The organism is Mesorhizobium sp. M7A.F.Ca.MR.148.00.0.0 (assembly GCF_003997735.1).
Classification (GTDB): Bacteria; Pseudomonadota; Alphaproteobacteria; order Rhizobiales; family Rhizobiaceae; genus Mesorhizobium.
The window spans coordinates 1-24,078 of record NZ_RZTB01000085.1; the positions used below are offsets into that span (position 1 = coordinate 1).

The 24,078-nt window shown below is 62.2% G+C and carries 28 protein-coding genes and 1 pseudogene; 13 read left to right on the forward strand and 16 right to left on the reverse strand.

Annotated features, from left to right (window positions below; genetic code table 11):
- Positions 1 to 268 (reverse strand): B12-binding domain-containing protein (locus EOB49_RS24325; RefSeq protein ID WP_206526138.1); only part of this gene is annotated, 268 nt, incomplete at its 3' end.
- Between the two features lie 272 nt (positions 269 to 540).
- On the opposite strand from EOB49_RS24325, the gene EOB49_RS24330 reads away from it, so the two are divergent.
- The 6 genes from EOB49_RS24330 (at position 541) to EOB49_RS24355 (ending at position 6,659) form a co-directional block, all read left to right on the forward strand.
- The gene (locus EOB49_RS24330; protein WP_127382453.1) at positions 541 to 2,115 is read left to right on the forward strand and encodes a trimethylamine methyltransferase family protein; all 1,575 of its coding nucleotides are present in this window, start codon (positions 541 to 543) and stop codon (positions 2,113 to 2,115) included.
- A gap of 134 nt (positions 2,116 to 2,249) precedes the next feature.
- On the forward strand, positions 2,250 to 3,032 hold the full coding sequence (locus EOB49_RS24335) for a hypothetical protein (protein WP_127382454.1): 783 nt from the start codon (positions 2,250 to 2,252) through the stop codon (positions 3,030 to 3,032).
- Positions 3,033 to 3,054: 22 nt separating this feature from the next.
- Complete coding sequence (locus EOB49_RS24340) at positions 3,055 to 3,750, forward strand: 4Fe-4S dicluster domain-containing protein (RefSeq protein ID WP_127330295.1); 696 nt, start codon at positions 3,055 to 3,057, stop codon at positions 3,748 to 3,750.
- Between the two features lie 98 nt (positions 3,751 to 3,848).
- Positions 3,849 to 4,526: a FadR/GntR family transcriptional regulator gene (locus EOB49_RS24345; RefSeq protein WP_127382455.1), complete on the forward strand. Its 678-nt coding sequence runs from the start codon at positions 3,849 to 3,851 to the stop codon at positions 4,524 to 4,526.
- Positions 4,523 to 5,818 carry an MFS transporter gene (locus EOB49_RS24350; RefSeq protein WP_127382456.1) on the forward strand — a complete coding sequence of 432 codons (1,296 nt, stop codon included), beginning with the start codon at positions 4,523 to 4,525 and terminating at the stop codon, positions 5,816 to 5,818. The genes EOB49_RS24345 and EOB49_RS24350 overlap by 4 nt, the downstream gene beginning before the upstream one ends.
- Before the next feature lie 103 nt (positions 5,819 to 5,921).
- On the forward strand, positions 5,922 to 6,659 hold the full coding sequence (locus tag EOB49_RS24355) for a dienelactone hydrolase family protein (protein WP_127382457.1): 738 nt from the start codon (positions 5,922 to 5,924) through the stop codon (positions 6,657 to 6,659).
- Between the two features lie 163 nt (positions 6,660 to 6,822).
- On the opposite strand, the gene EOB49_RS24360 is transcribed toward EOB49_RS24355, so the two are convergent.
- A complete protein-coding gene (locus EOB49_RS24360) occupies positions 6,823 to 7,380 on the reverse strand; it encodes a DUF308 domain-containing protein (RefSeq protein ID WP_127382458.1) in 558 nt (185 codons plus the stop codon).
- Positions 7,381 to 7,518: 138 nt separating this feature from the next.
- Here EOB49_RS24360 and EOB49_RS24365 point away from each other — a divergent pair, with 138 nt between their 5' ends.
- Positions 7,519 to 8,106, forward strand: a complete 588-nt coding sequence (locus EOB49_RS24365) for a TetR/AcrR family transcriptional regulator (RefSeq protein WP_127382459.1) — start codon at positions 7,519 to 7,521, stop codon at positions 8,104 to 8,106.
- Positions 8,107 to 8,187: 81 nt separating this feature from the next.
- Positions 8,188 to 9,366: an NAD(P)/FAD-dependent oxidoreductase gene (locus EOB49_RS24370; protein WP_127382460.1), complete on the forward strand. Its 1,179-nt coding sequence runs from the start codon at positions 8,188 to 8,190 to the stop codon at positions 9,364 to 9,366.
- Between the two features lie 29 nt (positions 9,367 to 9,395).
- On the opposite strand, the gene EOB49_RS24375 is transcribed toward EOB49_RS24370, so the two are convergent.
- The 6 genes from EOB49_RS24375 to EOB49_RS24400 are packed head-to-tail and all read right to left on the reverse strand — an operon-like array spanning position 9,396 to position 11,736.
- Positions 9,396 to 9,800, reverse strand: coding sequence for a DUF1801 domain-containing protein (locus tag EOB49_RS24375; protein WP_127382461.1), 405 nt, complete (start codon positions 9,798 to 9,800; stop codon positions 9,396 to 9,398).
- A 41-nt stretch (positions 9,801 to 9,841) separates the two neighbouring features.
- Positions 9,842 to 10,264 (reverse strand): VOC family protein, encoded by a 423-nt coding sequence (locus EOB49_RS24380; protein WP_281060564.1) that lies wholly within the window; start codon positions 10,262 to 10,264, stop codon positions 9,842 to 9,844.
- On the reverse strand, positions 10,264 to 10,701 hold the full coding sequence (locus tag EOB49_RS24385) for a DUF1801 domain-containing protein (RefSeq protein ID WP_127267743.1): 438 nt from the start codon (positions 10,699 to 10,701) through the stop codon (positions 10,264 to 10,266). Before EOB49_RS24385 ends, EOB49_RS24380 begins: the two co-directional genes overlap by 1 nt.
- Before the next feature lie 11 nt (positions 10,702 to 10,712).
- On the reverse strand, positions 10,713 to 10,934 hold the full coding sequence (locus tag EOB49_RS24390) for a hypothetical protein (protein WP_127267744.1): 222 nt from the start codon (positions 10,932 to 10,934) through the stop codon (positions 10,713 to 10,715).
- 56 nt (positions 10,935 to 10,990) lie between these two features.
- Positions 10,991 to 11,416: an SRPBCC domain-containing protein gene (locus EOB49_RS24395; protein WP_127267745.1), complete on the reverse strand. Its 426-nt coding sequence runs from the start codon at positions 11,414 to 11,416 to the stop codon at positions 10,991 to 10,993.
- On the reverse strand, positions 11,413 to 11,736 hold the full coding sequence (locus EOB49_RS24400; RefSeq protein WP_127272723.1) for a metalloregulator ArsR/SmtB family transcription factor: 324 nt from the start codon (positions 11,734 to 11,736) through the stop codon (positions 11,413 to 11,415). Before EOB49_RS24400 ends, EOB49_RS24395 begins: the two co-directional genes overlap by 4 nt.
- A 154-nt stretch (positions 11,737 to 11,890) precedes the next feature.
- Between EOB49_RS24400 and EOB49_RS24405 the strand changes: the two genes are divergently transcribed.
- The 3 genes from EOB49_RS24405 (at position 11,891) to EOB49_RS36565 (ending at position 15,046) form a co-directional block, all read left to right on the forward strand.
- Positions 11,891 to 12,451 carry an RNA polymerase sigma factor gene (locus EOB49_RS24405; protein ID WP_127382462.1) on the forward strand — a complete coding sequence of 187 codons (561 nt, stop codon included), beginning with the start codon at positions 11,891 to 11,893 and terminating at the stop codon, positions 12,449 to 12,451.
- A 2-nt stretch (positions 12,452 to 12,453) separates the two neighbouring features.
- Positions 12,454 to 14,568, forward strand: coding sequence for a VWA domain-containing protein (locus tag EOB49_RS24410; protein WP_127382463.1), 2,115 nt, complete (start codon positions 12,454 to 12,456; stop codon positions 14,566 to 14,568).
- Between the two features lie 208 nt (positions 14,569 to 14,776).
- Positions 14,777 to 15,046 (forward strand): hypothetical protein, encoded by a 270-nt coding sequence (locus EOB49_RS36565; RefSeq protein ID WP_164781790.1) that lies wholly within the window; start codon positions 14,777 to 14,779, stop codon positions 15,044 to 15,046.
- Positions 15,047 to 15,062: 16 nt separating this feature from the next.
- On the opposite strand, the gene bmt is transcribed toward EOB49_RS36565, so the two are convergent.
- From bmt to EOB49_RS24430, 5 genes and pseudogenes are all read right to left on the reverse strand, one after another.
- On the reverse strand, positions 15,063 to 16,085 hold the full coding sequence (gene bmt / locus EOB49_RS24420) for a betaine--homocysteine S-methyltransferase (protein ID WP_164781792.1): 1,023 nt from the start codon (positions 16,083 to 16,085) through the stop codon (positions 15,063 to 15,065).
- A gap of 103 nt (positions 16,086 to 16,188) precedes the next feature.
- Complete coding sequence (locus EOB49_RS37950) at positions 16,189 to 16,344, reverse strand: hypothetical protein (RefSeq protein ID WP_245472828.1); 156 nt, start codon at positions 16,342 to 16,344, stop codon at positions 16,189 to 16,191.
- A 64-nt stretch (positions 16,345 to 16,408) separates the two neighbouring features.
- A pseudogene (locus EOB49_RS38810) lies at positions 16,409 to 16,645 on the reverse strand (DUF1989 domain-containing protein); the annotation flags it as partial.
- Between the two features lie 30 nt (positions 16,646 to 16,675).
- Positions 16,676 to 16,792 (reverse strand): DUF1989 domain-containing protein, encoded by a 117-nt coding sequence (locus tag EOB49_RS38815; protein WP_348630280.1) that lies wholly within the window; start codon positions 16,790 to 16,792, stop codon positions 16,676 to 16,678.
- 71 nt (positions 16,793 to 16,863) lie between these two features.
- A complete protein-coding gene (locus EOB49_RS24430; RefSeq protein ID WP_127330267.1) occupies positions 16,864 to 17,721 on the reverse strand; it encodes a helix-turn-helix transcriptional regulator in 858 nt (285 codons plus the stop codon).
- Between the two features lie 229 nt (positions 17,722 to 17,950).
- On the opposite strand from EOB49_RS24430, the gene EOB49_RS24435 reads away from it, so the two are divergent.
- Positions 17,951 to 18,961, forward strand: coding sequence for a fatty acid desaturase (locus tag EOB49_RS24435; protein WP_164781791.1), 1,011 nt, complete (start codon positions 17,951 to 17,953; stop codon positions 18,959 to 18,961).
- A 91-nt stretch (positions 18,962 to 19,052) separates the two neighbouring features.
- Complete coding sequence (locus tag EOB49_RS24440) at positions 19,053 to 19,865, forward strand: PhnD/SsuA/transferrin family substrate-binding protein (protein ID WP_127382465.1); 813 nt, start codon at positions 19,053 to 19,055, stop codon at positions 19,863 to 19,865.
- Here EOB49_RS24440 and EOB49_RS24445 read toward each other — a convergent pair.
- From EOB49_RS24445 to EOB49_RS24455, 3 genes are all read right to left on the reverse strand, one after another.
- Positions 19,855 to 20,803 (reverse strand): IS630 family transposase gene (locus EOB49_RS24445; RefSeq protein WP_127382466.1). Its coding sequence is split into 2 segments (ribosomal slippage): positions 19,855 to 20,466 and positions 20,468 to 20,803, totalling 948 coding nucleotides; the frame shifts between segments, so codons are not numbered across the junction. The two genes, EOB49_RS24440 and EOB49_RS24445, sit on opposite strands and share 11 nt — an antisense overlap.
- Positions 20,804 to 20,892: 89 nt before the next feature.
- A complete protein-coding gene (locus tag EOB49_RS24450) occupies positions 20,893 to 22,248 on the reverse strand; it encodes a Xaa-Pro peptidase family protein (RefSeq protein ID WP_127382467.1) in 1,356 nt (451 codons plus the stop codon).
- 9 nt (positions 22,249 to 22,257) lie between these two features.
- Positions 22,258 to 24,078: FAD-dependent oxidoreductase (locus EOB49_RS24455; protein WP_245472822.1), on the reverse strand; the 1,821-nt coding region annotated here is incomplete at its 5' end.

Genomic DNA, 24,078 nt, shown 5'->3' on the forward strand with positions numbered 1-24,078 from the left:
GCAGGATGAACATGCCGGCCTTCATCGCATTGGCCGACAGCAGCACTTCGGGAACGAACAGGATGCCGTCGCGGAAATCCTCGCCGACGATGCGCATGCCTTCGACCAGCGCTTCCGTCAGCACCTTGTAGGGCACCCAGCCGCGCTCGAGCAGGATGTTGGTGCCTTCCTCGATCTCTTCCTTCAGCCCGTCATAGAGATCGTCGTGCATCTGCTGCACCAACTCGTCGTCGGAAAGTTCGGAAAGGATGATCTCGTCGTCGGACATTTGTATCGAGCTCCTGCCGGCATCGCGACCATGTCGCAAGGCACACATCTTCGCGTTCATACCTAACCCGCTGAGGGCATGTATCCATAGCTGATTTGCGACTTCCCGCAAAAGGAAAGCGACCGTAACTCTCTTGGAATTCTTGTCGATTTTGCGACAGGCGTTGGCGCTGGCGGGCCGTTTCGAATAGGGTGCATGGCTACGATCTGGCAAGAAGCGGCGAGGCAGCCGCTATGGATTCCAGACAAGAACAGTTTCAGGGAAGAACCACCATGAGCGAACACGCGGCAGTCGATCAGGAAGCGTCAAACGCGCGACGTGGGCGCGGCGCCAGCGGCGGGGCTGCAGCCCGGCGGGCAGCACGTTCAGGCGGTGGCCCAGGCACGCAGCTCACCTACATCAAGCGCAAGATCAACGTTTATGAGGTGCTGGACGAGGAAGGCCTGGCGCTGATCGAGAAGAACACCGACACGGTGCTCGAGGAAATCGGCATCATCTTCCGTGACGACGCGGAGGCGTTGCAACTGTGGAAAGAGGCCGGCGCCGACGTCAAGGGCGAGCGCGTGCACTTTCCGAAGGGGCTGTGCCGTTCGCTGCTCAAGACCGCGCCGTCCGTCTACACCCAACATGCGCGCAATTCCGAGCGCTCGGTGCAGATCGGCGGCAATGCCACCGTCTTTGCGCCGGTCTACGGTCCGCCCTTCGTACGTGACCTCGATGGCGTCAGGCGTTATGCGACGATCGAGGATTTCCAGAATTTCGTGAAGCTCGCCTATATGGCGCCGTCGATCCACCATTCGGGCGGCACTGTGTGCGAGCCGGTCGATGTGCCGGTCAACAAGCGCCATCTCGACATGATCTACAGCCACATCAAATATTCCGACAAGCCGTTCATGGGCTCGGTGACCGCGCCGGAACGCGCCGAAGACACCGTCGCCATGGCCAAGATCGTGTTCGGCGACGATTTCGTCGAGAACAACACGGTGCTGACCAGTCTGATCAACGCCAACTCGCCGATGGTGTTCGACGAGACCATGCTCGGCGCGCTGAAAGTCTATGCGCGCCACAACCAGGCCTGCATCGTCACGCCGTTCATCCTTGCCGGCGCGATGAGCCCGGTGACGGTGGCCGGCACGCTGACGCAGGTCCTGGCCGAAGTGCTGGCCGGCGCCTCGTTCACGCAGCTGATCCGGCCGGGCGCGCCGGTGCTGTTCGGCACCTTCGCCTCGTCGATTTCGATGCAGTCGGGAGCCCCGACCTTCGGCACGCCGGAGCCGTCGCTGGTGTCTTATGGCGCCGCACAGCTGGCGCGCCGTCTCGGCCTGCCGTTCCGTACCGGCGGCTCGCTCTGCGCGTCGAAGGTTCCGGATGCGCAGGCGGCCTATGAAAGCGCCAACACGCTGAACTCGACCATCCTGGCCGGCACCAATTTCGTGCTGCATTCGGCCGGTTGGCTCGAGGGCGGGCTGGCGTCCTGCTACGAGAAATTCATGATGGACATCGACCAGCTCGGCATGACGCAGAAATTCTCAGAGGGTGTCGACCTGTCGGAAAACGGCCAGGCGATGGACGCCATCCGCCAGGTCGGCCCCGGCAGCCACTATCTCGGCTGCGACCACACCCAGGCCAATTTCCAGACCGCCTTCTACCGCTCCAACATCGCCGACAACAATTCCTACGAGCAGTGGCTGGCCGAAGGCGAGAAGACAGCGCCGCAGCGCGCCAACGAACTTGCCCGCCGCTGGCTGGAAAGCTACGAGGCGCCATATCTCGATCCGAGCATCGACGAAGCGTTGAAGGACTTCATCGCCAAGAAGAAGGGGTCGATGCCCGACGCCTTCACTTGAAAGGAGCCCGAATCAGGCGGGGCTAAAGTCGCCAACATCATCCACAAGGAAGTCTGGCGGAGCGCGTTCTCCGATCCGGTCAAGAAGGAATGATTGCGCGTCGCGGGTGAAGACAAGCGGTGGGGACGGTGCCAATGCCTTTCAATCCAACCAGGCGAAATCGGAACATCGGCACGCCGAAGCAGGGCCATGGTCAAAACAACCGCATGATCATTCCCCGACCATGGAACTCCACCAGATGGTGTGTGGCGCAGCTCGATCCGAGCCAAACGCTGCACAGGACAGTGAATGGCAGAGACGTAATGCTCATTGTCGAAAAGACGAGTGGCAGGTGCAGTCACGCCTGCACGGTCGAAGATGTTGTTTTCGTTCTCTCTCATGTTCCCCTCGCTGACTGGGCCGGACTGGAAACATTTGTCTTGCGCCAACCGACGCGAAAAGCGCGGCTACTCGGACCGGTCTGGGGGCGGATGTTTTGTGATGCCAACCTTGGTTTCCGTGGATCCTCCATCGTGAAAAGTGGTCCGGCCATATTTTTGGAAGCTTGTGGTGTCGGCGACATCATCGATTGGCCCACGTCGCTGGACTCCGAGGATGCGGCAGAATTGGACAGGCTTCGTTTGGACGGTCACGACGTCAGCCGGGTTGGAAAGAAACATCTCGTTTCCCCATCGCTCGACGCTGTGCGAGCCACGCAGCTCTATCGCACGCTCCTGCATGAGATCGGCCACTGGCGTGATTGGCTTGAAAAAGTGGAAATGCCGTCCGACCAAGGCGAGGGCTACTCAACACTTTATGACCGTTACTTTGCGCGGCCCAAAAGCGAGCGAGAGGCTTTTGCGCATCGCTACGCTGATAATTTGCGGGCGACGCTCGAGAAGAAGGGGGTCATTCCGTTCCCGAGGATCGAGGCGTGACAGTCTGCCCGGGCATGAAGGGATGAACCCTGCACGCCGTACGGTTGACGAAATAGCGGCCGCGCTTGCCGCCAATGGCCTTATCCTGCGCGGCGGGGTCATTTTCAACACAGGCGAAGAGTCACCCTCAGGCCTGTCAGGCGCTGCCGCCAAATCAGCCCTTTTGGTGGGGCAGGCGGGAGCCGCGCCCTGGCCGCATTTCCTGCGCTGGCGCGAGAGCCAGCCGGAGCAAATCGCCAATCCGCTCGACACCTGGTCGCGTGAGGTGATCGGCGCGGTGGCGCAGGATTTTGGCGCACGGGCGATTTCTCCGTCGGACAAGCCCTATCTGCCGTTCCAGCAATGGGCGATGCGGGCGGAGGGACTGAAGCCGTCGCCGCTCGGCATCCTCATGCATCCGCAATACGGGCTATGGCATGCCTATCGCGGTGCGCTGCTGTTCGAGGACGAGCTTCCGATTCAAGCCGGCGAAGCGGCGCCTCACCTTTGCGATACCTGCGTCGAGAAACCCTGCCTGAAATCCTGCCCGGTGGACGCCTATTCCGCGCAAGGATTTGCTTATCAATCCTGCCTGGCGCATGTGCGGGGGGCGAATGGGGGACCCTGCCGCCGCGGCGGCTGCCTTGACCGCAATTCGTGCCCCTATGGCACGGAGTATCGCTATCCGCCGGAGGTTCAGGCCTTCCACATGGCGAGCTTCGCACGAGCCACCAACTGATCCATTCCAATTGCGGTGCTCGTTGGCTTCGAGCATCTTGACGGCAGTTAGACGCAAGCCTATTCATCAAGTCATCAGATGACTTGATGAATAGGCTGATGCAACCTGCTATCCGAACCAATCTCACCGACAGCGCCACCGAGAGCCTGCGGGCTGAAATCGTCAGCGGCCGCTGGGGTGTCGGCGAGCGTATCCCCAACGAGGCAGCTCTGACCGACCTTCTGTCGGTCAGCCGCGGCACGGTGCGCGAGGCGGTGCGGGTGCTGGTCTCGCAGGGATTGCTGGATACGCGCCAGGGGTCGGGCACCTATGTGCGCTCTGCCGTCGATACCTCTGCCGCGCTCGACCGGGTCAAGCGCAGCGGCCTGCGCGATCAGTGGGAGGCGCGGGCGGCGCTGGATCTCGAGGCCGCGAGGCTCGCCGCCTTGCGTCACACGCCAGCCGACCTCGAGCGGATGCGGCAATTGCTTGCCGCGCGCGGCACTGTCGCCGAAGGCGGAAGCGAAGCCTTCATCCGTCGCGATCTCGCCTTCCACATATCCGTCGTCGCGGCGTCCGGTAACAGGGCGATGATGGAGCTCTACGACTTCTTCACCGCCGCCATCACCGAGACCATCCATGCCACCATCGACGGCGATCTGCCCGAACCGGACCACCAGGCGCATGCGGCAATCGTCGACGCCATTGCCGCGAGCGATCCCGAGCGCGCCGTTGCCGCCGTCCGCGCCTTCATGGCGCCGGTGCTTGCCCAACTTGAAAGACTGCTTTCGCAATGAACCAGAGTTTTCGTCAGCCTGATCCGAAGGCCGAGGTCGAGGGTCTGGAACTCATCGATGCCGAGGCCGACAGCCTGCCCATGCCGCAGCCGCCTGAACTGCGCAGCCGTGCGGCGCGCATCGTGCTTGGCGCGAGCCTTGTGCTGATCGCCTTCAGTCTGCGGCCGCTGTTTTCGAGCCTGTCGGTGCTGTTGCCCGAGGTGATGCAGGCAACCGGGCTGTCGACGACGGGCGCCAGCCTGCTGACGACGCTGCCCGTCCTGTGCCTCGGCCTGTTCGCGCCCTTCGCGCCAAGGCTTGCGCAGCGCTATGGAGCCGAGCGCACCTTGCTCGGGGCGCTCGCCTTGCTGGTGCTGGGAACCGGCCTGCGCTGGTTCGGTACGGTTCCCCTGCTGTTTGTCGCGACCTTCCTGGCTGGCGGCGCCATTGCCATCGGCAATGTGCTGCTGCCAGGCCTGGTGAAGCGCGATTTCGCCGACAGGGCCGCCGTCATGACCGGGCTCTACACCATGGCGCTCTGCGCCGGTTCGGCTGCCGCCGCGGGCTTCACGCTGCCGATCGAGCATTTTGTCACCGGTTCATGGTCCGGAGCACTTGCTGCCTGGGCGGTGCCGACCCTGATTGTGTTGCTGATCTGGATTCCGCAGGCGCTGGGCAGCCGGCGGCAAGTGAGCCATCAAGGCTTTCGCGTCGTCGGGCTTTGGCGCGATCGCCTTGCCTGGCAGGTGACGCTGTTCATGGGGCTGCAGTCGGCGCTCGCCTATTGCATCTTCGGCTGGCTGGCGCCGATCCTGCGCGAGCGTGGCTTCGATGCGGCCACCGCTGGCGCCATGGTTTCGGTGTCAGTGATGGCGCAGGTCATCACCTGCCTCGCCGTGCCATCCTTTGCGATGCGGCTGAAGGACCAGCGCGGCATCAATGTGGCGCTCGTCGCCACGGCGGTGGTCGCGCTGCTCGGCATTCTCTTTGCGCCGACCTCGACGATGCTGTTCTGGGCGGTCCTGCAAGGCATCGGGCAGGGTGGCCTTATCGCGGCTGCCATGAGCTTGATCGTGCTGCGTTCACCGGATTCGCATATCGCCGCGCATCTTTCAGGCATGGCGCAAGGCGTCGGCTATGTGCTGGCGGCCTTCGGCCCGTTGCTGGTGGGCCTGATCCGCGACTGGACCGGCAGTTTTTCGGGGACGGCGTTCCTGTTCGTCGCGCTCGGGCTTGGCGTAGCCATCATGGGGCTCGGTGCCGGCCGTGCGCTGCATGTCGGCGCGCGGACCGTGCGCGAGGGCGAGCAATAGCGTCCGCAATCCTGCACGAAATGTTGACTGCCACGCCCCGGGAATGCCTTGCCGTATGGCCTTGCGCGGATATGTATCGCGCATCAGTCGAACGGAGCGGGCGATGACGAAACACGACCTTCAGATCAAGACCAGGGATGGTGTTGCCAATGCCGGGCTTTTCCGCTCGGCAAACGCATCTCCTGCCAAGGCCGGCGTCATCCTCTATCAGGACGCCTTCGGTCCGCGGCCGGCGCTCGACGGTATGGCCGAGCGGCTGGCGAATGAAGGCTATGCGGTGCTGGTGCCCGACCTATTCTACCGCAATGCGCCCTACGGGCCGTTCGACGCCAAGACCGCCTTCGCCGAGGAAAAGACCAAAATCCCGCTGATGGCGCTGGTCACGGGCACGACACAGGAGATGACCATCAGCGACAGCGGTGCGTTCCTCGACGCACTTGCTGCCGAGGGCATCACCGGGCCGATCGGCACGGTGGGATATTGCATGGGTGGCGGCCGGGCGTTGAACGCCGCCGCTAACTATCCCGACAGGATAAGGGCGGCCGCAAGCTTCCATGGCGGCAATCTGGCCAGCGACGCCGCCGACAGCCCGCATCGCAAGGCAGCCTCCATCAAGGCGCGCGTCTATGTCGGCATGTCGGGTGTCGACAGAAGTTTCCCGCCGGAACAATCGATGCGATTGGAGGAAGCGTTGCGGGTTGCGGAAGTCGACCATGTCATCGAGAACTATGCTGGGATGGCGCATGGCTGGTGCGTGCCCGATCATAGCGTTTTCAACGCCGCGGGCGCCGAACGCCACTGGAAGCGATTGACGACGCTGTTCGCAGAGACGCTGATTTAAGGCAGGAGTCACTGCGCACTGATCGCACACAGGTCGACTCTGAGCAGGACGCTACGCGTCTTTGAACCAGAACGGCAGCCGATGCGGCGAAGAGTGAGCGATGCTTGCCCTTTCGACGGCGGCAGATGACTGTTCACCTTGCCGCCGCCGGATCAGGCTGCGCCTAGGCGTTTGCCTTGCGATAGGCTGCTACGACAAGCCAAATTGCGGAAAGCAGAAAGTAAAACGCGCCGAACCCGGCATAAGGGGCGATGTCCAGAATCGTCGGCGCAGCCGTGCCGAGGGATCGGCTGATCATGAAGCCGCCGGCGAGGGCCGACTGCGCACCACTCAGGATCATCGGCCATTGTGCGCCATGGTAGCGCCAACGCCTTGCTCCCGTATTCAGCTGCAGCAGACCCGAGAGGATCGCCCAAACCCCAAACACGGCCAGTACGGCATACATGCTGTTGTTAACCGCCACGATGACGGCGAGCGCCGTTATCGTGCTGACCACGACATTCAAAGCCTGGGACGAGTTGGCCTTCAGGCCGCCATTTACCCTGGCGTCGACCAGATTGGCGAGGGCGTCCCATGCCGGGTAGATCACGAGCAGAAGCGCGGTGGGACCGGGTTGCCCGTTAAACAGGATGGCGGCAGCAACCCAGGCGATAGAAAATATGGCGCGTGCGAAATAATAGGATCGTAGCCATCCAGACCGGGTGAAAGATTGGTTTTGCATCGGCAGATTCCTTGTTGCTGTCTACCTATTAGTAGGTAGACAAAACCCCTAAGTCAACCCAATGTCCGGAACACCTCCCTGTGAGAATCGGGAACGATGCAACCTTGACAGTTCGCCTACCAGAAGGTAGGCGGCGATATGAAATCAATGGCTTCGACTTCAGAAAAGATTCTCGATGTCGCGCAGTCTCTCATCGTCGCGGGAGGCTACAACGGGTTCAGCTATGCCGATATCTCGGCTGCCATCGGCATCAGGAAGGCGAGTATCCACCATCATTTTCCGACGAAGGCCGAGCTGGTTTCGGTGCTGGTGGATCGTTACAGGCGGCAGGCCGAAGTGGGTTTGGAGTCTCTCCGGGGAGAACTCTCAAGCCCTGCTGAACAACTGCAGTCCTATCTGAACTATTGGCGGACATGCATTCGCGATGCCTCGCCGTCGTTCTGCGTCTGCGCGATGCTCGCCGGCGAGATGCAGATGCTGCCGGAAGAGGTGGCGTCACGCGTTCGTGCCCATTTCCAAAATCTCGCGGGATGGCTTACGTCGGTGCTGCGGGCTGGAACGGAACAGGACTTGTTCCGCTTGAACAACCGGCCGGAGGAGGAGGCCCAGATGCTGATGGCATCGGTTCATGGGGCAATGCTGTCCGCGAGGGCTTTCAGCGATCCCGGGCTGTTCACCACAATCGTCACCCCCCAGATCACCAGGCTGCTGGGACGGGATTGCTAGAAAACCATCGGGCCAAAGTGATACCAGGCAGCGCAAGTGGCGCGCCCCAAATGAGCCGGTCGAGCGGGAACGAATAGCCTGATGCAATCCTATGATGTCGTGATCATCGGCGCGGGTGCCGCCGGAATGATGTGCGCCGTGGAGGCGGCCAAGCGCGGCCGTTCGGTGCTGATCCTCGATCATGCGGCGGCGCCTGGCGAGAAGATCCGCATCTCCGGCGGCGGCCGGTGCAATTTCACCAACATTCATGCCAGCCCGAAGAATTTTCTGTCGGGCAATCCGCATTTCTGCATTTCGGCGCTCAGTCGCTACACGCAGCGCGATTTCATCGCCCTCGTCGAACGCCAACGCATTGCCTATCACGAGAAGACGCTTGGGCAGCTGTTCTGCGACGGCTCGGCGCGCCAGATCATCGACATGCTGGTCTCGGAAATGCAGGGCAGGGGCGTGGAGCTGGCGCTCTCGGTCAGCGTTGAGGATGTCCGCAAAACCGTAGAGGGGTTTGCGCTCACCCTCTCCACAGGCTTGGTTACTTGCCAGTCGCTGGTCGTGGCCTGCGGCGGCAAGTCGATCCCCAAGATGGGCGCGACCGGCTTCGGCTATGAGCTTGCCGAACGGTTCGGCCTTGCCATCGTCGAAACGCGACCGGCGCTGGTGCCGCTGACCTTCGACGCAAACACGCTCGAGCGGCTGGCGCCCCTGGCCGGCAACGCCGTCGACGCGGAAGTCGCCTGCGGCAAGACGCGGTTCTCCGAAGCGATGCTGTTCACGCATCGCGGCGTCAGCGGGCCATCCATCCTGCAGATCTCGTCCTATTGGCGGGAGGGCGATGAAATCCGCATCGCCATGCTGCCGGGAGTTGACGTGGCGGACCTCATTCGGGTGGCCAAGCGAAGCAATGGGCGGCAAGCGGCACAGACGGTGCTGGCAAATCATCTGCCGAAGCGGCTTGCGCAGTCGATCGCCGAGCGCACAGGGATCGACGGCAACCTTGCTGATCTGTCCGACGCCCAGATGAAAACCATAGCTGCCGCAGTCAATGACTGGCGCATCAAGCCTGCCGGCTCAGAGGGCTACCGGACCGCCGAAGTGACGCTGGGTGGGGTCGACACCAACGGGCTGGACCAGAAGACGATGCAGGCGAAGTCCGTGCCGGGCCTGTTCTTCATCGGCGAAGTCGTCGATGTCACGGGTTGGCTGGGTGGCTATAATTTCCAGTGGGCATGGTCGTCGGGCTGGGTGGCAGGCCAGGCAGCATAGGCCAAACGCGCCGACGAGCTTCATAGACCTTATTTCTGTGGCTTTGCCCGCGGAGCCGCCGGCGCTTTCTTCTTTTTGGCGTGGTTGTAATCGATGGCCGCACGGACGAGCTCTTTTAAAGCGCCCTCATTGAGCGTGTCGCCCTCGAACATGTCGATTGCCCGCCACACCTTGCCGCCAAAACCATTGTTGAACAGATTGTCGGGGTCCGGCAGGCTGGCGCCATGGGAAAAGGTCAGCTTCACCTTGTCCTTGTGGGCGTTGCCGACCACGATGTTCCCGTCGAGGCACCATACCGGGCTGCCCATCCACTTCCACTCCTCGACGATGTCCGGGTCGGCTGCAAGGATGGTCTTGCGGATGCCGCCGAGCGTATCGCCGCGCCAATCGGTGAGGCCGGCGATCAGTTGGTCGATCTGTTCGGATGGGTTCATTGGGTGTCTCCTGTGCCTCGACGCGTTTCAACCGTCGCCCGTTACCAGCGCGCCAGCTGGGTGATCTGAATGAGGTTGCCGCAGCTGTCGTTCAACTGGGCGATGGTCGAGCCGGTCACCTCGGTCGGCGGTTTGATAAACGTGCCACCCTTCGCCTTGATGCGCTCGTAGTCGCCCTTGACGTCGTCGGTGAAGAACATGACCGCGGGCTGACCCTGCTGGAAGATGGCTTCCTGATAGGACTTGGCGGCCGGGTTGTCGTTGAGCGCGAGCTGCAGTTCGGTTCCATCAGGCTCTTCAGCCGAGGCCACGGTCAGCCAACGATAAGGCCCATTGCTGAAATCGGCCTTTTTGGTGAAGCCCAGCACGTCGGTGTAGAAGCGCAGTGCGTTTTCCTGGTTGTCCACATACACGCTGGTCAGCTTGATCTTCATTGCTCTTTTTCCTCTGTCATAGTCGGTCATTACGGGATCCAGCCGGGCAGGGCCGCGGCCTGCTTGATCCATTCCACCATCCTCGCCTCATCGAACGGATCGTCTTCGCGGATGTCGATCCAGCGCACATCCTTGCTCTTGGCCGTGCCGCCAGGCGGAATCGGCCGCAACGACGTGCCGCTGAAGAAGGTCACTTTCAAATAGTGGGTGAAGACATGGAAACTCACGAACCAGCCTTGGCCCTCGACGCCGTAGAAGGGCGAGTTCCAGCGCACGGCCTTGCGCACGTCGGGCACGTTGTGTTCGATGAGCGCGTCGAGCCGCTCGCCGAGGCCACGCTTCCAGCCCGGCATTGCAGCGATGTAGGCCTGCACCGGAGCGTCGCCGTCGCCCTTGGCAATTTGCGGGTTGCCGCCCGAGAGCAGGACCGGTGCCGCTTTGGTCGACTGACCCTGCGTCTTGGTCATTCTACCCACTCCTATCCGCCGGCACGCTGCGCGCCGCGGCCCCTGGCGGCATAGGGCAGCACGAACATGTACAGGCCGCTGAACAGCAGCAGGAAGAGCGGCAGGAGCGGCGAATAGACTACCCAGGCGGGAGGCTGGCCGAATGCCATGGTGGCGAAGTTGGCGACAACGGTCAGCGTAAACATAATCGACAGCCAGCGATGAATTTGCCGAACCCACTTGTTCCTGTCCAATAGCTCCTCCTGTCAAAACAGACCGAAGCGGACCCGTGATCCGCATGTCGGCGGGTTCAATCCATCCGCGCCAGGACCTGACCCAGATTTGTAAAGTACTGCCGCCACCCACTCGTCGCGCCCCGATACGCCTGCTCCTGATCCGGCCGGAAGCCGGACTGTTCCATACGCAACCGGGTGCCCGTGCTGGTCGGCATGAGGGTCCAGGTGACGACACTCTCGAGGCCATAGGCCTGCCACGTGTAGGACAGTGTCTTGTTCAGCTCGACGGCTGTTACCTGACAGTCGACAACAATGCTCACGTCGGTTTGCGTTTCCTTTCGCAGATTGAAACGGTGGTCCACAACTGGCTTGAAGTCGTTCTTCATCAGCCATTCCTCGATCAGATGCGGTTGGGTCAGCGCGCGCCAGATTTTTTCCGGCGGATAGGGGATCTCACGTTCGACGACGACGGAGCGCGTTTCGGTCGCAATGTTGGTCATTGGTCCATTCTTTTGAGCAAATTTTCGAGGTCGTCGAACCGGCTCTGCCAGAACGCATTCATCTGGTTCGTCCAGTCGGTCAGCGGGGAAAGTGCTGCGATCTGGGCGCTATAATGGGTCTGCCGTCCTTGATGGCGGTCGCGCACCAGCCCGGCCTGCCTGAGTACGCCGAGATGCTTCGACACCGCAGGTTGGGAGACCCCCGACTGAGCCGTCAGGGCGCCGACCGTCTGCTCGCCTTGCCGGCACAGGCGCTCGAAGATCGCACGACGCGTCGGATCGGAGAGCGTTCTGAAGAGGATATCGTGAGCGTTCGTCATTGGGATCGATAACCCGGTGGCTATTGATTGACGTATAGCCGCCGAGATATGGATGTGTCAAGCGGGGTGCCGGCGGTCACGATCCGGCGGTTTCCAAAAAAATCTTTCCATTGCCCCAAGGATTAGCCATTAGCCTTCGTCCAACAGGCAAATGATGGCGATGATGCTGGATGAAAGCGAAGCCTCCGACGCCGAACTGATCGGGCGGGCGAAGGGCGGAGACAGGGGGGCCTTCAGCACATTGCTGGAAAGGCACTATGACTTCGTCTATCGCGCTGCCTATCGCTGGTGCGGCAGGAAGGCCGATGCCGAAGACATCGCCCAGGAAGTCTGCGTCAGGCTCGGCAAGGCGATCCGCGACTATCGCGGCGGCGGCGCTTTCACCACATGGCTCTATTCCGTGACCCTGAACGCCGCGCGCGACATGATGCGAAAGTCCGCCCGCGAGACCGTGAAGACCGAGGCCTATGGCGTCCATGCACTGATCTCAGGCGAGGCGTCGGTCGAACCGGAAGATCCGGCCGAAGCGCTGTGGACCGCGGTGCGGCAACTGCCGGGCAAGCAGCGCGACGCCGTGCTTTTGGTCTATGGCGAAGGATTGAGCCACGCGGCCGCCGCCGAGGCGATGGCGATCTCGGAGACGACGGTTTCCTGGCACATCCATGAAGCGAAGAAACGGCTGAAGACGCTGATGCGCGCGGCCGGGGAAGTGTGACCATGGTCGACGACAACGAACTCAACAGACTGCGCGATATCGCAGCACCGGCGCCCGCCAAGGATGCCAAGGCACGTGCCTTCGAGGCCGCCCTGCGCGCCTATGATCAGGAAAATATTTCTGCTGTCACCCAAGGATCGATTGGCGGGCTTCGTCTCACAGAGCGAGCACAAAAGCTCTGGAGCGAGATCATGCAAAAGAAACTCATTGCCACGCCGGCCCTTGCCGGGCTCGTCGCCCTGCCGATCGCCGGATACGCCACCTTCCATTTGCTGAGGGAACAGCCGCCCAAATTCGGCGGCGACGAGAAAATCACCGAGACGCTGGCCGATAAGCCGGCGACGGTGAAGCCGACGACCGCCGAACCGAAGCCGGCTCGCGGCGAGTTGGAGAAGGACAAGAAGGCAGACGCGGATGTGGAAAGCCGCGGCGCGACCGATGCGCTTGTGGCGCCGGCCTCGCCGCAGAAATCCGAATCGACCGTTGCTGGCGGCGCGGCACAACAAAATGCGCTGGAGCGCGGTGTGCTGGCCGAGCCTGCGCCACCGGCACCGACAGGTGAATTCGCGCTGGATGGCGCTGCAAGTGTACCCAGCACCTCGCGAGCCCGCATGCCGGCCGAATCCAAGCTGATGGCGCCGCAGCAGCCGTCGATCTTGCCGGCCGACCAGATGCAGCCGCAACCGGAAAACCGCGACCGCATCGAGGATTTCAAGACCAATCCGGTGCATGCGGCACTCGAGGATCCGGTCTCGACCTTCTCGATCGACGTCGACACGGCCTCCTATTCCTTCGTGCGCGGCTCGCTGAAGCAGGGCACCCTGCCGCAGGCCGATACTGTTCGCGTCGAGGAGATGATCAACTACTTCCCCTATGACTGGAAGGGTCCGGAGTCGGCCTCGACACCATTCAACTCGACCGTCAGCGTCATGCCGACGCCGTGGAACACGCAGACCAGGCTGATGCATGTCGCCATCAAGGGTTTTGACGTCAAGCCGATCGAGCAGCCGAAGGCCAATCTGGTCTTCCTGATCGATGTCTCGGGCTCGATGGACGAGCCGGACAAGCTGCCGCTGCTCAAATCGGCATTCCGCCTGCTGGTCAGCAAGCTGAAGGCCGACGACACTATCTCGATCATGACCTATGCCGGTGACGCCGGCACAGTGCTGGAGCCGACCAAGGCGTCCGAAAAGGACAAGATCCTCAGCGCCATCGACAATCTGACGCCCGGTGGCAGCACGGCCGGCGAGGCGGGCATCAAGGAAGCCTACAGGCTGGCGCAAAAATCCTTCGTCAAGGACGGCGTCAACCGCGTGATGCTTGCTACCGACGGCGACTTCAATGTCGGCCAGACCGATGACGACGACCTCAAGCGGCTGATCGAAAGCGAGCGCAAGACCGGCGTTTTCCTGTCGGTGTTCGGCTTCGGCCGCGGCAATCTGAACGACCAGATGATGCAAACCATTGCCCAGAACGGCAACGGCACCGCCGCCTATATCGATACGCTGGCCGAGGCTGAAAAGGTGCTGGTCGAGGATGCCTCCTCGACGCTGTTCACCATCGCCAAGGACGTCAAGATCCAGGTCGAGTTCAACCCGAACAAGGTCTCGGAATATCGCCTGATCGGCTACGAGACCCGGGCACTCAACCGCGAGGATTTCAACAATGACCGCGTCGATGCCGGCGACATCGGTTCGGGCCACTCGGTCACCGCGATCTACGAGATCACGCCAAAGGGCAGCGGTGGCGAGCGGATCGACGCGCTGCGTTATGGCCAGGCGTCGGTGGACAATGGCGGCGTCGCCAACGCGGACGAATATGCCTTCGTCAAGATCCGCTATAAGCTGCCGAATGAAGACGTCTCGAAACTGATCACCACGCCGGTGACCTCGGCCAACGAGATTTCGTCCTTCGACCAGGCCAGCACCGATCAGCGCTTCTCCGTCGCGGTTGCCGCCTTCGGCCAGAAGCTGCGCGACGAGGATGCGACCGCGAAGTTCGGTTACGACAAGATCATGGAGATCGCCACTGCCGCTCGAGGGGCCGACCCGTTTGGGTACAGGGCCGAGTTCCTCTCGCTTGTGCGCCTTGCCTCTGCGCTGGGCGGTAACCGGTAAGTGGTGATGACGGCCCGTTTCTTTCAGATGGGATCGTTCTGATACGGGGAACCGACCGCGGGCGGGTGAGGCAGGCCGGCGAGGGAAACCTTGCCGGCCTTTTTTCGCGCATTTTATGGGTCATTAAATTGCGCCGCATTTCCGGTACCGGATGGCAACCCCCTCCTTGTTACGCAGGACAGGTGTACTGGGCTTGAGGGAGCCGAAATTGCAGATCAGGACTATCGCCAACTCGATACCCCCGGCGCGAGACGCCTCGGCGGTTTCATCGGCCCCATCATCGGAATCCAGGCGTATCAGTGACGATGTCGCACAGGCGCGCCACACCGCCCTGTCGGCGCTGACCAACGACCGCTTCCGCATCATGCTGGAACAGATCACCGACCCCAGCGCTTCGGGCGCGCTGATGACGATGCGCGGCGACAATGTGGTCGACTTCAAGTCGGCGCAGTCGAGCTACGCCGACAACAGCGAATAACCGAAAATCGATGAGGTCAGGCCCGGCTGCGGCGGCGCTCGCGGCGGGCTTCGCTGGTCTCGGCGGTGTTTTCCGTCGCGACCTTGTTGCGCATCGGACCAATGCGCTCGACGATCGCGGCAACCGTCGGACGATCCGCCTTGGTGTGCGCATCGAGCGCCTTGCGCATGGCGGCAAGGTGCTGGAACGAGGTGCCGCAGCAGCCGCCGATAATTTTGGCGCCGCCATCGACGGCGAGTCTGACATAGTCGGCCATCAGTTCGGGCGTGCCGGAATAATGGATTTCGGTGCCGCGGAATTCGGGAATGCCGCAATTGCCCTTGACGATCACCGTCGCTTCCGGCTTCGCCTCGGTCATGTCGAGCAGCGAGGCCAGGATGTCGGACGCGCCGACGCCGCAATTGGCGCCAACGCCGAGCGGCGCCTGCGACAGCCCGTCGGTGACGCCGTGGATATCCCTGGGCAGCAGGCCCATCATTGTGCGGCCGGCAGTGTCGAAGGAACCGGTGTAGGTGTAGGGCAGGCCGACGCGGATGGCAGCCTCGGCGGCGGCCCGAATCTCGTCGGGAGCCGACATCGTCTCGATCCAGGCGACTTCGGCGCCGCCTTCCTTGAGGCCCTCGATCTGCTCGGCGAAGGCGTCGACCGCCTCGTCATAGGTCATGGCGCCCAGCGGCACCAGCAGTTCGCCGGTCGGGCCGACCGAACCGGCGACGATGACCTTGCGGCCGGCCTTGCCGGCGACCGCATGCGCAAGCTCGGCGGCGCGCTTGTTCAAGGCGTGCACGCGATCTTGCGCATGGTGCAGCTTCAAGCGGTGACGGGTGCCACCGAACGAGTTGGTGAGGATGATGTCGGCGCCGGCATCGACGAAATTCTGATGCAGGCTGGTGATGGTGTCGGGCGCCGTCTCGTTGAGCAACTCGGGCGCCTCGCCGGCCTCCAGACCCATGGCGAACAAATTGGTGCCGGTGGCGCCATCGGCCAGCAGCACGCCCTTTTCAGCCAGCAGCGTATCAATCGGGTTGGTGGTCGTCATCGGATTGGCTTTCATGTTTCGAAGTCGAATAAGGATATAAAGAAGTCTTTATGTGTAGTCAATGATTTTGCAGCGATGCCGGTACCAGATCGGAGGCGTTTCCTCACCGTGTCGAGGTGACCTCGACGTGGATTTCGGTGCAGATCCCGCCATTGGTCGGGTAGTAGTCAACCGAGCAAGCGGTGACCACCAGCAGGAGGTCCTGTTCGGCGCGCAACGTCACATAGCCGCCCGGCGGGTTGATCGACGCGGAAACCACCAGCCGACCCGTCGGGCTCCGGCAAGGAGTTCTGAAAGAGATCGACCGGATCGGGGGCGAAAGGCAGCGATATGCCCTCTGTGGCCAGCGCCTGCATCAGATTGTCCCGGCAGTTCGGGTGATTGGGAAATCCGGCGCGCTCATAGAGCGCGCTGTCGCAAGCGGGGTAGAGCATGTCATGCGGACCCGGCGAACCATCTTCGACCAGCGTCAGCATCGGCTTGGCGGCGGCACTGAAGAAACTGTCGCCGATTGCGGGAAAAAGCCGCTCGGTGATGTCACGGGTCTGCGAGGTGCTCAGCCAGTCGACCGTCGGGTCGGTGCTGAAAGCCTAGAGATCGGAAACCTGCTGTCCTTTGGGATCGATGATGCGGATGAGGTCGCCTCGAGAGACGCGGATGGCGCGGCCCGACTGGGGAGGAACGACGATGCGGCGCGGATCGGGCATGAACTGTCCTTCAAAAATGGAAATGGCGTGGCCGGGACGAGGCTCCACCAGAGGACCATGATTGCCAGAGATCAGACAGTGCCTGTTGGGAACGACATGCCGGCCAGCCTGTGCGCGAAGCCGGACGCCTCGTGCGCGTTGATGTCGGCGGCGCGGATCAGATTGTCGAAATGCTGGATCAGCGTCTGGATCGGCTGGGTGGCGTTGAGCACCAGATACATGTCGCCGACATAAATGGCGGCGCGATAGGGACCGAAGATGGTGTAGGGGATCGAATAGCGCATCCGCCCGTCATAGAGAAACAGCCGGAAGGTGGGGTAGAGGTCGTCGAGCAGCGTCGCCATGTGCAGCAGCTGCGCGCGCCGGTCGGCTTCGGGGAAACGGTCCCAGACACCCAGCCCGCGTGCAAAAATCTCCAGCGTATGGCGCGGCATGCAGACTTCCATGTCGGTTTCCGGCCGCCTGTTGTAGTCGATGCGGTATTGCGTTTCGCCGGCCTGGGCGAGGCGGCTCTTGTTGGTAATGCCCGCTTCGTAGTCGACCAATGCTTCGGTGCGCAGAAGGTCGGGAATGCCGGCCGGTACGTAGCGGATCTTGGTGCCGGCCGCCTCGGCATGCCATTTGGCCAGCAGCGTGCGGTCGAAGCCGTCCGGTGCCTCTTCTATCTCCAGGCTCTCGCGGATTTCGCCGGTGAGACCCTCGTCCTGGCTGAGGCCGAGAAGCCAATCGAGCGACACCTTGAACTCGGCGGCGATGTTGAGCAGCGTTTCCGCTCGGGGTAGGCGCGTCGAGGCGCCCGACAGCAGCTGTGACAGCGCCGAACGGTCGATGCCGACCGCGGTCGCGAAGGCCGACTGGTTGAGGTCGGAGCGTGTCAAGAGTGTTTTCAGGCGCTCGCGGAAGATCGTCGACAGGTCGCGCTTGTCCATGTGCGTGCTCCACCTCGATTGAGCAAAAATTTGCGCGGAATCGCTTCCGAGCGCACCTCAGGCGTAAATGAATCCCTAAGCCTGTTTACAATGTGTAACATGTGCGGTCAAAAATGCGCAATCGCAACAGTTTGTGTACTTTGTCTCGTTGAGTGGAATCACTTCTCCTGACACAATGTTGTCAGGAGCCAATTGGGGCTCCGGCGACTGAGGGGCAGTGGTCGATAGCATGACGAGCAAGAGCATCAGGCGACACAGCGCACCGGCCATAGAGTGGCCGACCGTGGTACTCGCCTTCTTCTGCTACGCAACTTGGCTCGCCACCGGTTTCCTGCTCTGGCCATCCTACCCCGTCCTGGCGCTCGCCATCCTGGCTTTGACCGCCGCACTGCAATCCTCGATTATGCACGAAGTGCTGCACGGTCATCCGACACGCAATGCACGGGTCAACGAGGCCTTTGTGTTCCTGCCGATCGGTCTGGTCTGGCCGTTCCGCCGCTTCAAGACCATCCATCTGCGCCACCACGCCGACGAGCGGCTGACCGACCCGCTGGACGATCCGGAAAGCTATTATCAGGCGCTCTGGCAGCACGACGAACTGCCGCCGACGATAAAATTCCTACTCAAGATCAACAACACCATGGCCGGCCGCTTCGTGCTTGGCCCGTGGCTGTCCTGCGTCGGCTTCTTCATCGACGATGCCAAGCAGGTGATCGCCGGTGACAAGGCGATCCGCAAGGCCTGGCTGCTGCATGCGATCGGCCTTGCCGTCGTGATGCCGATCGTGCAGTTCGGCTTCGGCATCCCGCTGTGGCTTTACATTCTGGTGCCGGTCTGGCTCGGCCAGTCGCTGATCTCGATCCGTACTTTCGCCGAGCATCAATGGTCGGAACATCCGGAAGGCCGCACGGTGATCGTCGAGCGCTCGCCGCTGTCGTTCCTGTTCCTCAACAACAATCTGCACTTCGTCCATCACAAGACCCCGACCGTGGCCTGGTACAAGCTGCCCAAGCTGTTTCGCGACCGCCGTGAGGAATGGCTGCGGATGAACAATGGCTATGCCTATCCTAACTATTTCGCGCTGATCAAAGCCTACGCGTTCAAGGCGAAGGAGCCGATCGTGCACCCGGTGCTGCGGCGTCAAGCCGAGCCGGGCAGGGCCTTCAAGCCGCGCATCAGGGCGCGCAGCATCAGCGGACTCGGCAGTGCGCCGGTTCCCGCAGAGCCGCCGAAGGAATAATTCCGGTCTACCCGGAATCCGTGTCGGCCAATTCTGATTGGGCGCCGCGTTTTTGCGATCATTTTTCCAGACATGATGATTTGATATCGGCATGAGTGAATTGGTTGCGGCGTTGCCGATGTATGACTGGCCCGAAATGCGCGGCGAGGTCGACGCGCAATGGATGCTGTTGCGCGACGCGTTTCGGCAAAAGGGTATCGACGCACCGCAAACCATCGTGCGGCGCAATGGAGACCTGCCGCCGGTGCCGGGCGGTATTCGTGATGCTGCCGGTGCATTGATCGCACCCGATCCAGTGACATTGCCGCCGGACGAACTCGATTTTCACAGACTGTGGCTGCACCCGGCGCTGCTGTTCGCGCAGACCTGCTGGGGGCCGATGGAACTCGGCCTGTCCAGGCATGTGCAGGTGGTTGCCCAGCCAAGCTACGACGCCTACGAAGGCGGGCAGGGCGAGCTCTATTCCAGCGCCATCGTCATGCTGGCGGATGGCGCGCCGTCGGTTGCCTCGCCCAATGACGGCAGCCCGCTGATCCCACTCGATCGGATCCGCGGCAAGCGCTTCACCTTCAACAGCCTCGATTCGATGTCGGGGTTCCTCGGTTTGACGCGCGACCTGGAGGCGATGGGCGAGAGCCTTGACCTCTTTGCCTCGCGCAGCGAAAGCGGTGGGCACCGTTCCTCGATCGTCGCAATTGCAGAGGGCAAGGCCGATATAGCGGCCATCGACTGCGAGAGCTGGGCGCTGGCGCAACGCTTCGAGCTGGCGGCGAAAAATGTGGTGGTCGTCGGCTGGACAGGACGGCGCAAAGGTCTGCCTTACATCACCGCCGCAACGACGCCGGAAAAGACGGTGAACGCGTTGCGCGAGGCGATTGCCGGGCTAGAGCATTTCACGTTTTGACGGAAGCGTATCCGGCGTTTGCGAAGTAGTTCTTGCACTCGGCAGCCTCGATGGTTTCGACGAGGTGGCCGATATGGCGCCAAGTGTCCTCGACGGTGCGTTTCTGAGCCTGGCGCATCCAGTGTTTGATCTTGGCGAAGGCCTGCTCGATCGGATTGAGGTCCGGAGAGTAGGGCGGCAGGTACCAAAGCCTGGCGCCGGCGGCCTTGATCATTTGCCTGATGGCCGCCGATTTATGACTTCCCAGATTGTCCATGACGACGATGTCGCCTGGCTTCAGCACGGCGACGAGTTGCTGTTCTACATAGGCGCGAAAGCATTGGCCGTTGATTGGTCCGTCGAAGACGCAGGGTGCCGCGAGCCGATCCCAGCGCAACGCGCCCAGGAAGGTCAGCGTGCGCCAATGGCCGTGCGGAGCCAAGCCGCGCAGCCGCTTGCCCTTCGGTCCCCAACCGCGCAGCGGAGCCATGTTGGTCTTGATCCAGGTCTCATCGATGAAGACCAGGCGCTGCGGATCGAGACCAGTTTGCCAATATCGCCATCGCTGGCGCCTTCGGGCAATATCAGCGCGTGCCTGCTCAAGGGCGAACAGCGTTTTTTTTGAAGCTCAGGCCCTCGCGGCGCAGGAACAGCCACACCGCGTTGTGGGAAACCTTCACCCCACGGCCAGCCAACTCATCCTTCAGACCATGCAGCGTCAGATGTGGCGTCTCACGTATACGCGCCTCGATGAAAGCACGGTGCGGCTCAAGCACCCTCTTGCGATGTCCACCCATCTTGCCCGGCGCCACCGACCCGGTCGTCCCATGGCGCTGCAACAGCTTCACCGCCGCCGAAACCGAAATGCCGAACCGTTTGGCGGCAGACCGCCGGCTCGCGCCACTCAAAACCGCCGCCACAACCCGCTCGCGAAGATCATTGGAAAGAGGTCGAGTCATCAGATGCTGGCCTCCACTCCAGCCAGCATCTTGAATCACAAAACCGACAAATCGGGAATCCCTTCGATTCCACCAAGCCGTGAACCGCTCTAGCCGAGCAGTCTCTTATCCAACGGGTAGGTTGAGAGCTGTTCGTTGCCCGTCTCGGTGATCAGTATCTGTTCCTCGATCTTGACGCCTTCGCGCCCGCCAAGCCTGCCGATATAGCTTTCCACGCACAGCACCATGCCCGGTTCCAGCACGCCGTCCGGAGTGTCCGATGTCCAGTCGCTGGCATGCGGCAAGGTCGGGTATTCATCGGCCAGGCCGACGCCGTGATAGAGCACGCCGTAGCGCGTCGGGAAGCAGTCGCCGGGCGGCACCGCCGAGCGTTCGACGAGGTCGCGAAACGAGATGCCTGGCTGCATCAGTGCCGTGTTGTGCCCGATCTGGTCGGCAGCGATGCGGAACAGGTCGCGCTGTTCGCTGGTCGGCTTTCCATCGCCGCACAGCCATGTGCGCGACAGGTCGGCGCAGAAGCCGTAGGGGCCGATGAGGTCGGTGTCGAAGGCGACGAGATCGCCAGCCTCGATCTTGCGCGACGAGCATTCCTGGAACCACGGATTGGTGCGCGGGCCTGACGTCAGCAGTCGCGTCTCGATCCATTCGCCGCCGCGCGCGATGTTGCCGCGGTGCAGTTCCGCCCACAATTCGTTTTCGGAAGTCCCCGGCTTCAGCGCCTGTTCCATCTCGCCCATCGCCGCCTCGCAGGCGACGATCGCGCGGCGCATGGCGAGGATCTCGTCGGGTGATTTGATCAGCCGCGCGTTCTCCATCAACGCTTCGCCATTGCCGATGGAAATGCCGAGGCGAGCCAGCTCCTCGACGCCTTCCGGATTGATATGGTCGACGGCGATGCGGCTGTTGCCGCCGCCATGCTCTTTCACCAGATCGGCTATTCCTGCGGCCCAGCGGCGGACCTTTTGCTCGGTCAACTCACCGCCATAGAGATACATCCACGACACTGCCGGTCGCACTTCGTCGACGACGCCGGAATGGTCGGACAAATGCTCGCAGGAGAAATAGTCGAACAGCACCACCGGCCCGTCGGTGGCGACAAAGCAATGCCGCGTCGGGTTGTGCGCCACCCACAGCTGCATGTTGGTCGAGTCGGTGGCGTAGCGGATGTTAACGGGATCGTAGAGCACGGCGCCGGCATAGCCGCGGCGCCTCAGCTCGGCGCGGATGCGCTCCAGCCGGTATTGGCGCATCGCCGGGAGGTCGGGAGTGGCAATGCCCGCCGCGACCCATTCAGCCTCGGCCTGCGCGCCATAGCCCAGCACATGCTGGTTGAGCGAAGCCGCCTTCTGGCGAGAGGCGTCGCGCAAGGCTTCGATCGAGTCGGCTTCGAACGGCATGATCTTGCGATGCCGGCCAAAGCTGCCCTTCGGCGCCGGGTTGTCCATGGTCGAAACTCAGGTCCGCATCTTCTCGCCGCTCGGATCGAAGGGCGCTTCGACATTGATGCGGGCCGGGCGCCGGTGACCGAGGATCTCGATCTCGAACAGCCCGGCACTTTCGTCCTCGGCAAGCGCTGCGGGGACGTAGCCCTGCGCCATCGACTTCTGCACATAATGCGCATAGCCGCCTGACGTGACCCAGCCGACCACGCGCCAGTCACCGTCGACGATACCCCGCACGGCGGAAGCGCCTTCGGTAGCCTTGGAGCCACGTATTTCCTTGCCGCCCTCGTCGAAGCGGGGCGCGCCATAACCATGCGGCTTTTCAACCGTGCCATAGTCCTTGCTGACCTTGGCCCAGATCGGCTCATCGCCCATGACATCGGCGTCGGTGGCATCGACGATGAAGGAGACGCGGCGCAGCTTTGGCCCCTCGGCCTGTTCCTTGGCAGCGGCCTCGCGGCCGATGAAGTCGTTCTTCTCGAGCTTGATGAAGCGGTCCATCGCGCCTTCGAACGGTCCATAGATCGGCCGCAACTCGCGGAACCAGGTCGGAAAATTCTTTTCGAGGCGCATGGAGAGCAGAGCGCGCATGCCGAAATCGACAAGGCCGAATTCCTCGCCGGCGTACTTGATTGCTTTGTAAACCAGGCGCTCGTAGGCCGGTGCCATCCAGATTTCGTAGCCGAGGTCACCGGTGTAGGTGATGCGGTTGACCATGCAAGGCGCCCCGCCAACCGCCATCTCGCGGAAATCCATGAAGCGGAAGGCTTTTGTCGAGACATCGACATCGACCAATTTCTGCAGCAAGTCACGTGACTTCGGCCCTGCGATCGACAGGCCGACCAGCGTCTGGTCGAAGCGGTGGATGCGCACCGTTCCGTCCTTCGGTAGATGCTTCTCGAACCAGCGCATGTGGTATTTCTGCGCCGCCGAGGAACCCCAGATCATGAAGCGGTCTTCTGCCGCCTTGGCGATGGTGAAGTCGCCGATCAGCTTGCCGAATTCGTTGAGCATCGGCGTCAGCACGATGCGGCGGGTCTTCGGCATGCGGTTGGTCATCAGCCGGTTGAGGAAATCCTCGGCTGCGGGTCCCGAGACTTCGTATTTGGCAAAATTGGCGATCTCGGTGACACCGACACGCTCACGCGTGGCGCGCACTTCCTCGCCGATCGGCCCAAAATCGTTGGAGCGGTGGAAGGAGACGATATCCCTGGGTTCCTTGCCTTCAGGTGCGAACCAGAGCGGCGTCTCAAGTCCCCAGCTGTCGCCCATGACGGCATTGTTGGCCAGCATCCTGTCGTAGAGCGGTGTCGTCTGCGCCGGGCGTGCCGCCGGCAGTTCCTCATTGGGGAAGCGGATGGAGAAGCGGCGCGAATAGTTTTCGCGCACCTTGGCGTTGGTGTAGCGCAGGCCAGCCCATTCGCCGAAGCGGGTGACATCCATGCCCCAGACGTCGAAGCCGGGGTCGCCGTGCACCATCCAGTTCGACAGCGCGAGGCCGACACCGCCGCCCTGGCTGAAGCCGGCCATGACGGCGCAGGCGCACCAGAAATTGGTCAGGCCCTGCACCGGGCCGACCAGCGGGTTGCCGTCGAGCGCGAAGGTGAAGGGGCCGTTGATGATCTGCTTGATGCCGGCTTTCTCGATGCCGGGGAAATGCTTGAAGCCGATTTCCAGCGACGGCGCGATGCGGTCGAGGTCCGGCGGCAGCAATTCATGGCCGAAATCCCACGGCGTGTTGACCGGCGACCACGGCTTGCAGGCCTTCTCATAGGTGCCGAGCAGGATGCCGTTGCGCTCCTGGCGGGTGTAGATCTCGCCCTTGAAATCGAG